Annotated in this window: 11 protein-coding genes; 5 read left to right on the plus strand and 6 right to left on the minus strand. The window is 71.6% G+C overall.

The features are described 5' to 3' along the window. The first annotated feature begins 37 nt into the window (after positions 1 to 37). Positions 38 to 1537 carry an amino acid permease gene (locus tag BLW84_RS03615; RefSeq protein ID WP_093261248.1) on the plus strand — a complete coding sequence of 500 codons (1500 nt, stop codon included), beginning with the start codon at positions 38 to 40 and terminating at the stop codon, positions 1535 to 1537. 2 nt (positions 1538 to 1539) lie between these two features. Here the strand turns inward: BLW84_RS03615 and BLW84_RS03620 are convergent, their stop codons facing one another. Beyond that, positions 1540 to 1803 carry a UBP-type zinc finger domain-containing protein gene (locus BLW84_RS03620; protein ID WP_093261704.1) on the minus strand — a complete coding sequence of 88 codons (264 nt, stop codon included), beginning with the start codon at positions 1801 to 1803 and terminating at the stop codon, positions 1540 to 1542. A gap of 301 nt (positions 1804 to 2104) precedes the next feature. Between BLW84_RS03620 and BLW84_RS03625 the strand changes: the two genes are divergently transcribed. Next, complete coding sequence (locus tag BLW84_RS03625) at positions 2105 to 3670, plus strand: Na+/H+ antiporter (protein WP_093261250.1); 1566 nt, start codon at positions 2105 to 2107, stop codon at positions 3668 to 3670. Between the two features lie 16 nt (positions 3671 to 3686). On the opposite strand, the gene BLW84_RS03630 is transcribed toward BLW84_RS03625, so the two are convergent. Then, complete coding sequence (locus BLW84_RS03630; RefSeq protein ID WP_093261252.1) at positions 3687 to 4430, minus strand: IclR family transcriptional regulator; 744 nt, start codon at positions 4428 to 4430, stop codon at positions 3687 to 3689. A 219-nt stretch (positions 4431 to 4649) separates the two neighbouring features. Here BLW84_RS03630 and BLW84_RS03635 point away from each other — a divergent pair, with 219 nt between their 5' ends. Beyond that, positions 4650 to 5849: an NAD(P)/FAD-dependent oxidoreductase gene (locus BLW84_RS03635; RefSeq protein ID WP_093261254.1), complete on the plus strand. Its 1200-nt coding sequence runs from the start codon at positions 4650 to 4652 to the stop codon at positions 5847 to 5849. A 55-nt stretch (positions 5850 to 5904) separates the two neighbouring features. Here the strand turns inward: BLW84_RS03635 and BLW84_RS03640 are convergent, their stop codons facing one another. The 4 genes from BLW84_RS03640 to BLW84_RS03655 form a co-directional block, all read right to left on the minus strand. Beyond that, the gene (locus BLW84_RS03640) at positions 5905 to 6519 is read right to left on the minus strand and encodes a sarcosine oxidase subunit gamma (protein WP_093261256.1); all 615 of its coding nucleotides are present in this window, start codon (positions 6517 to 6519) and stop codon (positions 5905 to 5907) included. After that, positions 6506 to 9358 carry a 2Fe-2S iron-sulfur cluster-binding protein gene (locus BLW84_RS03645; protein WP_093261258.1) on the minus strand — a complete coding sequence of 951 codons (2853 nt, stop codon included), beginning with the start codon at positions 9356 to 9358 and terminating at the stop codon, positions 6506 to 6508. Before BLW84_RS03645 ends, BLW84_RS03640 begins: the two co-directional genes overlap by 14 nt. Next, complete coding sequence (locus tag BLW84_RS03650; RefSeq protein ID WP_093261261.1) at positions 9355 to 9621, minus strand: sarcosine oxidase subunit delta; 267 nt, start codon at positions 9619 to 9621, stop codon at positions 9355 to 9357. The genes BLW84_RS03645 and BLW84_RS03650 overlap by 4 nt, the downstream gene beginning before the upstream one ends. Before the next feature lie 64 nt (positions 9622 to 9685). Next, a complete protein-coding gene (locus BLW84_RS03655; protein ID WP_093261264.1) occupies positions 9686 to 10906 on the minus strand; it encodes a sarcosine oxidase subunit beta family protein in 1221 nt (406 codons plus the stop codon). 96 nt (positions 10907 to 11002) lie between these two features. On the opposite strand from BLW84_RS03655, the gene BLW84_RS03660 reads away from it, so the two are divergent. Then, positions 11003 to 11659, plus strand: coding sequence for a GntR family transcriptional regulator (locus BLW84_RS03660; RefSeq protein ID WP_093261266.1), 657 nt, complete (start codon positions 11003 to 11005; stop codon positions 11657 to 11659). A gap of 290 nt (positions 11660 to 11949) precedes the next feature. Next, entirely contained in the window at positions 11950 to 14421 is a 2472-nt protein-coding gene (locus BLW84_RS03665; protein WP_093261268.1) for a GcvT family protein, read from the plus strand. The last annotated feature ends 36 nt before the right edge of the window (positions 14422 to 14457 follow it).

A 14457-nucleotide genomic window follows, 5' to 3' on the forward strand; every position in this document is an offset into this window, starting at 1 on the left:
ACGGTCCGCCCGGGCGCCTGGGTGAGGAGGGCCACCCATGTCAATCATGCGTGTCAAGTCGGTCGAACAATCCATCCGAGATGCCGAGGCCCCGGAATTCCGCCTGCGCCGCGTGCTGCGCGCGGTCGATCTGCTGGGCATCGGCATCGGCGCCATCATCGGCACCGGCATCTTCGTGCTGACCGGTGTCGCCGCGGCCACCGATGCCGGACCGGGCATCGCGATCTCGTTCGTCATCTCCGGATTCGCGTGCGGCTTGGCCGCGCTCTGCTACGCCGAGTTCGCGTCGGTCGTGCCGGTGGCCGGCTCGGCGTACACGTTCTCCTACGCGTCGATGGGCGAATTCCTGGCCTGGATCATCGGCTGGGACCTGATGCTGGAGTTCATCCTCGGCGCTTCCACCGTGTCCGTCGGCTGGTCCAGGTACTTCGTCGCGGCGCTCGACACGATCGGCCTGGGATTGCCCGATGCGTTGACCGCCGCCCCGGGCGCCGGCGGCGTGGTGAACCTGCCCGCCGCGATCATCGCCCTGATCCTCACCGCCGTCCTGGTGATCGGCATCCGGCTCAGCGCCGCGGTGACCAACGTGGTCGTGGCGATCAAGCTCGCCGTGGTGCTGTTCTTCATCATCTTCGGCGCGTTCTTCATCAAGGCGTCCAACTGGACCCCGTTCATCCCGCCGCACCAGCCGCCGGAGCCCGGCGCCGTGGCGGCACCGCTGGACGAGCCGCTGGTCAACGCGTTCTTCGGGCAGACCGGGTCGTTCGGGCTGAGCGGCCTGGTGGCGGGCGCGGCGCTGGTGTTCTTCGCCTACATCGGCTTCGACATCGTCGCCAGCGGCGCGGAGGAGACCCGCAAGCCGCAGCGCGACATGCCGATCGGCATCCTCGGTTCGCTGGCCGTCTGCTCGATCTTGTACGTGCTGGTGTCGCTGGTGATGACCGGCGTCGTCAAGTACGACCAGCTGGACACCGCGGCGCCGATGGCCACCGCGTTCCAGGCGATCGGCGCGCCGTGGGCGGCCGGACTCGTCTCGCTCGGCGCGATCGCCGGCCTGACCACGGTGATCCTGATCCTGATGCTCGGGCAGGCCCGGGTCGGGTTCGCGATGAGCCGGGACGGCCTGCTGCCGGTGTGGTTCGCCAAGGTGCACCCGAAGTTCCGGACGCCGTACCGGATCACCGTGATCACCGGGATCGTGGTGGCGGCCATCGCCTCGCTGACGCCGATCAACGTGCTCGCCGAGATGACCAACATCGGCACCCTGTTCGCGTTCGTGCTGGTGTCCATCGGCGTCCTGGTGCTGCGCCGCACCCGGCCGGACCTGCCGCGGGCCTTCCGGGTGCCGTGGGTGCCGGTGATCCCGATCGTGGCCGCGGCGGCCTGCCTGTACCTGATGCTCAACCTGGTGGGCTGGACGTGGATCCGGTTCGGCATCTGGATGCTGATCGGCCTGGTCGTCTACTTCATGTTCAGCAGGAGGCACAGCAGGCTCGGCAAGGCCGAGAGCACCGAGAAGACCGCCGGGGAGGGCTGACCTCAGCCGAGCCGCTCGTCCACGTAGCACCAGGCCCAGGACTCACCTGGCTCGAAGGAGCGCACCACCGGGTGGGCGGTCCGGTGGAAGTGGGCAGTGGCGTGCCGGTTGGGGCTGGAGTCGCAGCACCCCACGTGCCCGCACGCCGTGCAGATCCGCAGGTGCGACCAAACGTGCTGGCCGACGGCGAGGCAGTCCTCGCAACCGTCCTCGCGGCTGGGCGTCGGCGCGAGGACCGCCGCCTCCTGCAAGTGCGCACAACTCATCAGAACCTCCAAGGGACTGTTTCCAAGCTCATTTTGCGTAGCGGTTCCGGTGGCGGAACCTCAGGCGCCTTCTCGCTGTGGGATCCCCGACATCATGAATGCCAATTCACCACGCCGGGGCTGTCCTCGCGAGAAGACGCCTGAGAACCCGCGGCGGTGCGAGCTGAGTCCCGCACCACAAGCGGCTGCCGCCGCTTAAAACGCGATGCGGAAGCGCGGCGTCTGCGGCTCGAAGGACAATGTGCTGTCGAACGTAAGCCACCGGCTGCGGATTCCGCAGGCGCCCTCGACCGGAGACAGCATGCACGACCTACCCGCGTTGATGGCCCTGCTCGCCGGGGCGCTCGCCGTGACCGCAGTTTCCCGCCGGACCGGGATCTCCGCGCCGCTGGCGCTGGTCGTGGTGGGCCTGGCCGTCTCGTCGATCCCCGGCGTGCCGGACTACACGATCGATCCCGACCTGGTGCTGCTGGTGATCCTGCCGCCGCTGCTGTACTCGGCCGCGCTCAACAGCTCCACCATCGGGATCCGCGCCAACCTGCGGCCGATCGGGCTGCTCGCGTTCGGGCTGGTGCTGTTCAGCACCGCCGTCGCCGGGGTGCTCGCGTGGTGGCTGGTGCCGGGCATGCCGCTGGGCGTGGCGCTGGTGCTGGGCGCCGTCATCGCGCCGCCGGACGCGGTCGCGGCCACCTCGATCGGCCGCCGGCTGGGGCTCCCGCGCAAGATCATGACGGTGCTCAGCGGCGAGAGCCTGGTCAACGACGCCACCGCGCTGACCGCCTACCGGGTGGCCGTGGCCGCCGTGATCGGTACCGGCTACTCGCTGCTGGCCGGGGTCGGCTTGTTCCTGCTGGCCGCGGTCGGCGGCGCGGTGATCGGCTACGCCATCGGCTGGGTCGTGCACCGCGTCCGGCGGCTGCTGCGCGACGACATGCTGGAGAGCGCGGTCGGGCTGATCGTGCCGTTCTTCGCCTACCTGGTCGCCGAGGAGGTGCACGCCTCCGGGGTGCTCGCCGTCGTGGTGGCCGGGCTGTACCTGGGGCACCGCGCGCCGTCCGGAAGCGCGGCGACGCGGCTGCAGGACCGGGCGGTGTGGAACGCGGCGGACACGCTGCTGGAAGCGGTCGTGTTCGCGCTGATCGGCCTGCAACTGCGCAGCGTCCTGGAAAGCGTGTCGACGGACTTCGGGCCGCTGGTCGTCGCCGGTCTCGTCCTCACCGCCGGGATGGTGCTCGCCCGCGGCGCATGGGTGTTCCTCGTGATGTACCTGCCGGAATTCCTCCGGCGGCGCAACCCGGACTGGCGGCACAAGGTGATCGTGTCGTGGGCGGGGATGCGGGGCGTGGTGTCGCTGGCCGCCGCCTCCGCGATCCCCACCGCGACGCTGGCCGGGGAGCCGTTCCCGCACCGCAACGAGGTCCTGTTCCTGACCTTCTTCGTGACGCTGGCGACGCTGCTGCTGCACGGCACCACGCTGCCGTGGCTCATCGGGCTGCTCGGTGTGCGGGGCACCGAGGACTACACCGACGCGCTCGCCGAAGCCGAAGCGCAGCACAACGCCGCCCGCGCCGCGCAGGAGCGGCTCGACGAGCTCACCGCGGAAGCGGAGCCGCCAGGCGACGTGGCCGAGCGGCTGCGCCGCGCCGCGCAGCAGCGCAGCAACCGGGCGTGGGAGCGGCTGGGCCGGTCCGCCGACGAAGTCGGCGAGAGCCCGACGGCGGCGTACCGCCGCCTGCGCGGCGAGATGCTGGCCGCGGAGCGGACGGTGTTCGTGCAGTTCCGCGACGACCGCCGCATCGACGACGAGGTGCTGCGCCGAGTCATGCACCAGCTGGACCTGGAAGAGCTCTGGCTCTCCCGTGACTAGCAGCGCCGGGCCGCTGCTACGTCAGGAAGCCGAGCTGCGAGGAGAGTTCCTTGGCCGCGACGCGCATCGCGCCGACGACCTCGCGCATTCGCTTGCGGGAGAAGCGGTACGACGGGCCGGAGGCGCTCAGCGCCGCGATCACGTCGCCCTCGTGGTTGTAGACGGCGACCGCCGCCGCGTTGAGCCCGAGTTCCAGTTCTTCGTAGCTGGTCGCGTATCCGTCGCGGACGATCAGCTCGAAGTCCTTGCGCAGCTCGCCGGCGCTGGTGACGGTCCGCGTCGTGTAGCGCTCCAGCTGCCGGACGAGCACCTCGTCCTGGTCCTCCCGCGGCGCGTGCGCCAGCAGGACCTTGCCGCTGGACGTCGCGTGCAGCGGGGTGCGCTGGCCGACCCAGTTGTGCGCCGTGACGGCCGCCGTGCCGCGGGCCTGGCTGATGTTGATGGCGACGTCGTTGTCCCGGATCGCGATGTTGACCGTCTCGCCCAGGTCTGCGGCCAGCGATTCGCAGAAGGGCCGGCCCAGTCGGGGCAGGTCCATCCGCTCGGTCGCGGCGCCCGCCAGCCGCACGATGCCGAAGCCGATCGCGTACTTGCCGCGCTCCCCCAGCTGTTCCACCAGGCCCCGGGCTTCCAGCACGCTCACCAGCCGGGAGGCCGTCGACTTGTGCACTCCCAGCTCCCCGGCGATCTCGGTGATGCCGGCTTCCCCATTGCGCGCCAGCAGTTCCAAGACGGTCACAGCCCGGTCGACGGACTGCACCAGGGCGCCAGAACTCCTTCCGCGTGCTTCAGCTGCGCTACCCACCGGTCAACCGTATCCGTTCGAGGTGCACATCCCGGAACCATCCGTTGTCCCTCTTGACGTTCTCGCAACCAAAGGGTCAGATTTGTTGCGAATACTACGCTCTGTTCCTCATTGTGCAACGGAGGTCGGCTTGTTGTCATTCCCCGCGGCCGCCCCACCGGCCGTGATCGAGGCATGAACACCGTGGTCGTCGTCGGCTCGTCGGTGGCGGGCTGGCGGGCCGCGCAGGAGCTGCGCGAGCAGGGCTTCGACGGGCGGCTGGTGATCGTCGGCGCGGAACCGCACCGACCCTACGACCGGCCGCCGCTGTCCAAGGAATTCCTGGCCGGGAAGCTGCAACCGGAGGAACTCGCGCTGGGCAGCGAGCAGGAGGAGGCCGACCTCGCCGCCGAGTGGCGGCTGGGCGTCCCGGCGGCGCGGCTGGACACCCGGCGCGGCGCCGTGGTGCTCGCCGACGGCAGCGAGCTCCGCGCCGACGGCGTCGTGCTGGCCACCGGATCCGCCCGGCGGAGCCTGCCGGGCGGCGCCGAAGCCGCCGGCATCCACCGGCTGCGGACCGTCGACGACGCGTTGGCGCTGCGCCGGGAAATCCACGCCGGCGCCCGGGTCGTGGTCGTCGGCGGCGGGCTGATCGGCACCGAGATCGCCTCGACCTGCCGGTCCCTGGGCGCGGCGGTGACCCTCGTCGACGCCCAGCACCTGCCGCTGGCGCGCACCCTGGGCATCGAGCTGGCGCCGCTGTGCTTCGCGCAGCACGAGGACCACGGGGTTCGAGTGCGGTGCGGGACGCCCGCCCAGCGCGTGCTCGCGGACGACCGGGTCACCGGCGTGGAGCTCGCCGACGGCCGCGTGATCCCGGCCGACGTCGTGGTCGTCGAGGTCGGCGCGGAGCCCGCCACCCGGTGGTTGCGCGGATCGGGGCTGAAGCTGCGCGACGGCGTCGTGACCGACTCCGGGTGCGTGACCGCGTTGCCGAACGTGGTGGCGGTCGGCGACATCGCGCGTTACCAGCCCGCGCACCGGTCGCACACGGTGCGCAGCGACCACTGGTCGACGGCGATGAACCAGCCGCCGGTCGCGGTGCGCAACCTGCTCGCCGGGCACACCGCGGCGGCCTTCACCGGGGTGCCGCACTTCTGGTCGCAGCAGTACGGCTCGACGCTGCAGTTCGCCGGGTACGCCGGGCCGAAGGACCGGATCACGGTGGTGGACGGTTCGCTGAAGGCACGCCGGTTCGTCGCGACCTACCAGCGCGGCGGCCGGACGATCGCGGTGTTCGCGATGAACAGCCCCAAGCAGTTCGCCACCCACCGCCGTCGCCTCATCACGGCCCTGACGAACCCCGGTCCGGCGGCATCCAGAGCGGTGAGGTGAACGGACCGTTCGCTCCGCCAATCGAGGCGAACGGGCCGTTCGCTCCAGGACCGGGTCAGGACGCGGCGAACTCCTGCGCCGCGTCCAGGAGCAGGTCCGCGAGGTAGTCGGCGAAGGAGTTGCGGACGAGGATCCGATAGGCCGGTTCCGGGGTCAGCTGCCAGAGGATCGCCTGGGTTCTGCCCAGCAGGGTCTGGGCGCAGTGGCCCGGGGTGAAGGACCTCGGGTGCAGGTCCAGGGAGCAGATCTTCTCCAGGACCTCGCGGGACAGCGGGCCGGACAGGCGCAGCGCCGTGCGGTTCGCGGATACGTCCACTGTGGATCCCAGCGAGTCCGCGAGCGCGCCGCGCACCGAGGCGACCAGCTCGGCCGCGCGGCCGTCCGGGGCCACCAGGAGCCACTCGTCCGGGCCGAGCCAGAGGGCCGCGGCGTTCTCGTCGCCCGAGACGAGGTTCGGTTCGTGGTGCGGCAGCGCGAGATCAAGCGCGTGCTCGACGCGCGCCACCGCCGGGCTGCCCGGGTGCACCCGCAGGTTCACCTGGGTCAGGAACGGCTCCTCCGCCAGCCGCAACCGATCGGTGCCGATCGCGGAGAACTCGGCCGCCCGGTGGGCGAGCGGGCTGCGGCGCAGGGACAGCGTGTCGACCTGTGCGGGGCTAGCGACCGTCACGGCGGGCTCCTTCGACGTCGTAGAACAGCGGCTTGGTCACCTCGACCTGGATCGACCGGCCGTCGAGCGGCACGTCCAGCACCTCGCCGATGCGCTGACTTCCGTTGCGCACCAAGGCCATCGCGAACGTCCGGTCCAGGATCGCGCTGCGGTAGCTGGACGTGACGTGCCCGAGCATCGGCACCGGCGGCTCCAGCGGGGTGCCGGGCTCGACCAGGTGCGCGCCCTCCGGCAGGAGTTCCGCCGGGTCCAGCGGCAGCAGCCCGACCAGCTGCTTGCGATCGGTTCGCGCGGTGTCCGGGCGGCCGAACGAGCGCTTGCCGATGAAGTCCTTGCGCTTCGACACCACCCAGTCCATGCCGAGGTCGTGCGGCGTCACGGTGCCGTCGGTGTCCTGTCCGACGATCACGAAGCCCTTCTCCGCCCGCAGCACGTGCATCGTCTCGGTGCCGTAGGGCGTGATGCCGAAGTCCCGGCCCGCCTCGTGCACCGCCTCCCACGCCGCCATGCCGTACCAGGAGGCGACGCTGATCTCGAACGCCAGCTCGCCGGAGAACGAGATCCGGCTGATCCGGGCCGGAATCCCGTTGCCCAGCGCGGTTTCCCGGAACTCCATGAACCCGAACGCCTCGGCCGAGACGTCCAGGTCGGGCGCCACGCGGGCGACGACCTCCCGCGAGTCCGGGCCGACCACCGCCACCGTCGCCCACTGCTCGGTGACCGAGGTGCAGTGCACCGCCAGGTGCGGCCACTCGGTCTGCAGCCACTCCTCCAGCCACTCCAGCACCGCCGCGGCGTTGCCGGTCGTGGTGCTCATCAGGTAGCGGTCCTCCGCCAGCCGCATCGACACGCCGTCGTCGAACACCATGCCGTCCGCGGTGCACATGACGCCGTAGCGGGCCTTGCCGACCGGGAGCTTGGCGAAGGCGTTGGTGTAGATCCGGTTCAGGAACTCCGGCGCGTCCGGCCCGACGATCTCGATCTTGCCGAGCGTCGTCGCGTCCTGCATCGCCACCCCGGTGCGCGCCGCCAGGCATTCGCGCCGCACCGCCGCGGCCATGTCCTCGCCGGGGCGCGGGTAGTACCAGGGCCGCTTCCACTGGCCGACGTTCTCGAACTCCGCGCCGTGCGCGACGTGCCAGGAGTGCATCGGCGTGGTCCGCACCGGGTCGTGCAGCGCGCCCCGGTCCCGCCCGGCCAGCAGCGCGAACGACACCGGCGAGTAAGGCGGCCGGAACGTCGTGGTGCCCACCTCGCCCGGCGATTCGGCCAGCAGCGCGTCGGCGATCACGCCGATGGCGTTCACGGCGGAGGTCTTGCCCTGGTCGCTCCCGGTGCCGATCGTGGTGTAGCGCTTGACGTGCTCGACCGAGCGCATCCCGGCGCCGACCGCGCGCCACACGTCGGCGACCGTGGCATCCCGTTGCAGGTCGACGAAGTGCTCCGTCCACCGCGCCGGGTCGCCGGTCTCGGCGGGCACCAGCCACAGCGGGCGCGGCTGCGCGACCGGCCGGTCGCCGGTCACCGGCGGGACGGGCGGCGCGGCGATCCGGAAGCCGCTCTCGGTCGCCGCCTCGGCCCCGGCCGACAGGCCCTGGGCGAGGCAGCCGGCGAGGTCGTAGGTGCCGCGCGCGGCCCCGATCACCTTGGGCAGCCCGGGTTTCTGCTCGGGCACGAACCCGGCCACCAGCTGGTCCCAGCGCACCGCGCCGCCCGCCTGGCTGAACAGGTGCACGGCCGGACTCCAGCCGCCGCACACCGCCAGCAGATCGCACCCGACGTCCACCGGGGTGCCGGCGATCAGTCCCGCGCCGTCGATCTCGGCGATCCGCGCGGACGACACCCGCCGGTCCCCCGTCGTGCCGACGACGGCGGAGCCGGTGAACACTTGAGCGCCGATCGACCGGGCCTGCTCGACGAGCCGCTGCGGCGGTTCGGGCCGGGTGTCGACGACCGCGCGGACACGCGCGCCCGCGGCGGCCAGGTCGAGCGCCGCGAGGTAAGCGCTGTCGGACGTCGTGACCACGACGGCCTCCCGGCCCGGCAGCACCGCGAAGCGCTTGATGTAGCTGCGCACCGCCGAGGCGAGCATGATGCCCGGCCGGTCGTTGTCGGCGAAGACCATCGGCCGCTCGTGCGCCCCGGTGGCCAGCACCACGCGCTGGGCGCGCACGTGCCACAGACGCTGGCGGTTGCCGCGGTGCTCGGCGATGAGCAGGTAGTTGTGGTCGTAGTGGCCCACGGTGGTGGCGCGGGTCAGCACCCGCACCTCGGGCAGATCGACGAATTCCCGCGCCGCGCGGGAGATCCACTCGACGGCGGGCCGGCCGTCGATGCGCTCGCCGCCGTCCAGCAACGACCCGCCGAGCTCGCGGCCCTGCTCCACCAGCACCACCCTGGCGCCGCTGCGCCCTGCCGCCAGCGCGGCGGCGATCCCGGCCGGACCGGCGCCGACCACGACGACGTCGGCGTGCACGTACTTCTTGTCGTAGACGGTGGGATCCGGCGCGTTGCTCAGCCAGCCGATGCCCGAGAGGCTCGCGACCTGCAAGCCGTCGTAGAGCTCCAGCCGCGTCGCGGGCACCAGCGGCTCCGGGCCGCCGTCGAGCACCTGCACCAGCGCGTTCGGTTCGGTGCAGTCGGCGGTGACGATGCCGCGCGGGCGGTCCCGGTAGATCGACGGGCCCACCTCGATCCGGCCGTTCGCGAGCAGCGCCGAGGCGAGCGTGTCGCCGGGATGCCCGGCGAACTCCATGCCGTCGAAGGTGCAGCGCAGCGTTCGGGTCCGGTCGATGCGACCGCCCTCCGGCAGGCGGGAAGGAGGAGTAGGCCGTGTCATGGCGCCACCTTTCCGGGCATCTCCGGGTGCATCTCGTTGGTCGCGGTGTCGCGGACGACGTTGAACCAGCGCCGGCAGCCCGCGGAGTGCGTCCAGCGCTCGTGGAACAACCCGCGCGGGTTGTCGCGCACGAACAGGTACTCGGCCCAGGCGGCGTCGTCGACGTCGGCGGGGCTCTCGGGGTAGTCGACGTGGGCCTGACCGCCGTAGTGGAACTCGGTCTCGTCCCGATCGCCGCACCAGGGGCAGTGGATCAGAAGCATCAGGGCCTCCAAACGGGGTCGTGAGCGTTTTGGATTGCCATGGCGGTCCAAAACACTCACGAGCTCAGTGGGCGACGGCGGCTGCGCCGTGTTCGTCGATCAGGGCTCCGGTTCGGAACCGGTCGAGGCCGTAGGGCTCGTTGAGCGGGTGCGGGGAACCGGTGGCGATCGTGTGCGCGTACGCCCAGCCCACCCCGGGCGTGGCCTTGAAACCGCCGGTTCCCCAGCCGCAGTTGAGGAAGAGGTTCTCGAACGGCGTCGGCCCGATGATCGGCGAGGCGTCCGGCGTGACGTCCACGGTGCCCGCCCAGGTCCGGATCACGTGCGCCCGCGCGAAGATCGGGAACAGCTCCAGCGCCGCGGCCATCTGGCGCTCGATCACGTGCACCGATCCGCGCTGGCCGTAACCGTTGTAGGAGTCGATGCCCGCGCCCAGCACCAGTTCGCCCTTGTGCGCCTGGCTGCAGTAGACGTGCACGTGGTTGGACATGACCACGCACGGGTGGATCGGCTCCAGCAGCTCCGACACCAGCGCCTGCAGCGGGTGGCTCTGCAGCGGCAGGCGCAGCCCGAGCGTGTCGGTCAGCAGCGTCGTCCGGCCGGCCGCCGCGAGCGCCACGCGGCCCGCGCCGATCGGGCCGAGCGACGTCCGCACGCCGGTCACCCGGTCGCCGTCGGTCTCGAATCCCGTTACCTCGCAACCCTGGATCAGGTCCACGCCCATCTCGTCGGCCTTGCGGGCGAACGCCCACGCCACGTGGTCGTGCTTGGCGATCCCGCCGCGCCGCTGCAGCGTCGCGCCCAGCACCGGGTACCGGATGCCGTCGGAGAGGTTCAGGATCGGGCACAGCTCCGCGATCTCGGCCGGCTCCACCCATTCCGCGTCGACCCCGTTGAGCCGGTTGGCGAACACCCGCCGCCGGGAGTCCCGGACCTCCTGCTCGGTGTGCGCGAGGTTGAGCACGCCGCGCTGGCTGAGCAGGAAGTCGTACTCCAGCTCGGCGGGCAGCTGCTCCCACAGGTCCAGCGCGTGGTTGTAGAGCGCCGCGCTGGCGTCGAAGAGGTAGTTGGAGCGGATGATCGTCGTGTTGCGCGCCATGTTGCCGCCGGCCAGCCAGCCGCGTTCGAGCACCGCGACGTCGGTGATGCCGTGGTTGCGCGCCAGGTAGTAGGCCGTCGCCAGGCCGTGGCCGCCGGAGCCGACGATCACCACCTCGTAGTGCCGCTTGGGTTCCGGGGTGCGCCACAGCCGCGGCGGCGGCTCGGGCAACAGGGGACGTGACACCGCAGCCTCCCGCAGAAGCAGGTTCTACCAGGGGAAATGACACGAGTAGAAGTTATCGACAACTGATATATCAGTCTTTCGGGTAGGCTACGAGACGTGCCCGCAGCCGTCAATTCCCGATCCGGCGACCCGCTCTCCCAGGCCGAGCGCGCGTACCTGACGCTGCGCGACCTGATCCTGACCCTGCGGCTGCCGCCCGGCGCTCCGGTGCAGGAGGAGCCGCTGACCACCGAGCTCGGCATCGGCCGCACCCCGTTCCGGGAGGCAGTCAAGCGGCTGGAGGCCGAGTCGCTGGTGGCGATCTACCCGCGCCGCGGCAGCTTCGTCACCGAGGTCAACATCACCGACCACGCGCTGATCGCCGACGTGCGCCGCCGCTTGGAAGGGCACGCCGCCCGCCGCGCCGCCGAGCGCGCGACCGAGGCGGAGCGGTCCGAACTCGACGAGCTGCGGGCGCTGGCCGATGACCTCGGCGGCGAGCAGGCGGTGATCATGGACGTCGACTCGCGGGTGCACCGCACGATCTACCGCTGCACCCACAACCGCTACCTCGAAGGCACCCTCGGCCAGTACTACAACCTGGCGCTGCGGATCTGGCACCTGTTCTTCGACCGGCTGCCGGACGTCTCCGAGCACGTCGAGGAGCACGCGGAACTGCTCAAGGCGGTGATCGCCGCGGACGCCGACCGCGCGGACCGCATCGCGGTCGCCCACGTCGACCACTTCGAGCAGGCCATCCGCCGGCTGATCTGACCGCGGTTCCAACGGAAATCGAAGATCCGGTTTCCATTGATATTGCGGCCCCGCCCGGGGCGCCGAGGCGGATCTCGGGGATTCCCCTGACCCCGCAACGTGATCCGCGTTGATCCGTTCCGGTCGGCCGCCACCCGGACGCGCGCGCCGGGGCGCACCGCGCGTGGCCTCCGGCCCTCGACCGGCCGATGCGGAAATTGACTCGCGCGTGTCCTTGACGCGACCCTTGGTCGAAGCGCACTGTTGCGATACACGCGGAGAGTTGTCGTAGACGCAACAAGGCGGCAGCGATGGATTCGAGCACCCAAGTCCTCGTCGTCGGGGCCGGCATCGTGGGGTGCAGCACCGCATACCACCTGGCGCGCCTCGGGATCACCGATGTCCTCGTGGTGGAACAGGGACCGCTGTTCGCCACCGGTGGTTCCAGCTCGCACGCGCCCGGCCTGGTCTTCCAGACCAACCCGTCCGAGACGATGAGCCGCCTGGCCGCCGACACCGTCCGCTGCTACGCCGGGCTGGAGCTCGACGGGCTGCCGTGCTTCCACCAGGTCGGCGGGATCGAGGTCGCGGCGACGCCGGAGCGCTGGGCGGATCTCCAGCGCAAGCTCGGCTTGGCCACCGCGTGGGGCATCCGGGGCGAGCTGCTCGACCCGCGGCAGGTGCACGACCGCATCCCGCAGATCGACCCGGCGCGCATCCACGGCGGCCTGCACGTGCCCACCGACGGCGTCGCCAAGCCGGTCCGCGCCGCGGAGGCGATGGCGCGCGAGGCGAAGCGGCTCGGCGTGCGGTTCGCCGCGGGCACCGAGGTGATCGGCTTCGAGGTGCGCGACGGGCGGATCCGCACCGCGCACACCTCCGGCGGCGACGTGGCAGTGCAGACCGTGTTGTGCTGCGCGGGAATCTGGGGCCCGCAGGTCGGCCGGCTGGCCGGGGTGTCGATCCCGGTGCAGCCGCTGGCGCACCAGTACGCCGTGACCAGCCCGGTGCCGGGCCTGGAGCCGGCCGACGGCGAGGTCCGGCAGCCGATCCTGCGGCACCAGGACAGCTCCATGTACTTCCGGCAGATCCACGACCGCTACGGCATCGGCTCCTACCAGCACCGCGCGATCCCGGTGCGCAGCGACGACCTGCTGCCCACCGCCGCGCCGGGCGCGGGCGCCGAGGCGCCGTCGGAGGGCGGCGGCTGGAAGGGCATGGCGTCGGTGCAGCCGTTCACGCCCGAGGACTTCGCCGGGCCGTGGGCGGATGCCTGCGAGCTGCTGCCCGCGCTGCGCCACACCGAGATCACCGAGGGCATGAACGGCCTGTTCCTGTTCACCGCCGACGGCATGCCGGTGCTCGGCCCGAGCAACGAGGTCGGCAACTTCTGGGTCGCCGAGGCCGTCTGGATCACCCACGCCGCCGGGGTCGGCCGGGCGATGGCGCAGTGGCTGGCCGGCGAGGTGCCCGGCATCGACCTGCGGCAGGCCGATCTCCGCCGCTTCGAGGACTTCGCGCACAGTCCGTCCTATGTGGGCGAACGCGGCGCGCAGAGCTTCCGCGAGGTCTACGACATCATCCACCCGCAGCAGCCGCCGGAGCACCCGCGCCCGCTGCGCACCAGCCCGTTCCACGACCGGCAGCGCGAGCTCGGCGCGGTGTTCCTCGAAGCGAACGGCTGGGAGCGGCCGCACTGGTACGAGAGCAACAAGTCCCTGGTCGACGGCCGCGACATCGCCCAGCCTGGGCCGTGGGCGGGGCGCTACTGGTCCCCGATCGTCGGCGCCGAACACCAGGCCACCCGTGAGCGAGCAGCGATGTACGACATGACTTCCCTCCCCCGCGCGGAAGTCACCGGTCGCGGCGCCCTGGACCTGCTGCAGCGGCTGACCACCAACCAGCTCGACCGGCCGCCCGGCTACGTCACCTACACGCTGATGCTGGAGCCCACCGCGGGCATCCGGGCCGACATCACGGTCGCCCGGCTGGCGCGGGACGCCTTCCAGATCGGCTGCAACGGCCCGCGCGACATCGCCTGGCTGCGCCGCCACGCCGACGAGGCGGTCCAGGTCCGCGACATCACCGGCGGCACGTGCTGCATCGGCCTGTGGGGGCCGCGGGCCCGGGACGTGCTCGCGAAGCTGGCCGACCGGGACGTCTCGCACGAGGCCTTCCGGTTCTTCCGCGCGAAGCGGCTGTTCGTCGGCGAGGTGCCGGTACTCGCGCTGCGACTGTCCTATGTGGGCGAACTCGGCTGGGAGCTGTACGCCTCGGCGGAGTTCGGCAGGCGGCTGTGGGACCTGCTGGCCGCCGCCGGCGCCGAGCACGGCATCTTCCCCGGCGGTCGCGGCGCGTTCAACGGACTGCGCCTGGAGAAGGGATACCGAGCCTGGGGGGCGGACATGTGGAGCTTGCACGATCCCGATGAAGCGGGCCTGGCCTTCGCGGTGAAGGCGGACAAGGGCGAGTTCATCGGGCGGGACGCGTTGCTGCGGCGCCGGGAGCAGGCCCCGCGGCGGCGGTTGTGCTGTCTGCGGATCGACGACGGCACCGTGTTGATGGGATCCGAGCCGGTGTTCGCCGACGACGCCCCCGTCGGCTTCACGACGAGCGCCGGCTATGGGCACAGCGTCGGAGCGAGCCTCGCCTACGCGTGGCTGCCCGCCGAGCTGTCCGATCCGGGCACCCCCGTGCGGGTGTCCTACTTCGACCAGCGATATCCGGCGACGGTCGTCGCTGACCCCGTGTTCGACCCCGAGATGACCAGAATGCGCTGCTGATCGGCGCACTTCCACGCCAGACCTGCAAAGCGCCCG

The organism is Saccharopolyspora shandongensis (genome assembly GCF_900106995.1).
In the GTDB taxonomy this organism is placed as follows: domain Bacteria; phylum Actinomycetota; class Actinomycetes; order Mycobacteriales; family Pseudonocardiaceae; genus Saccharopolyspora; species Saccharopolyspora shandongensis.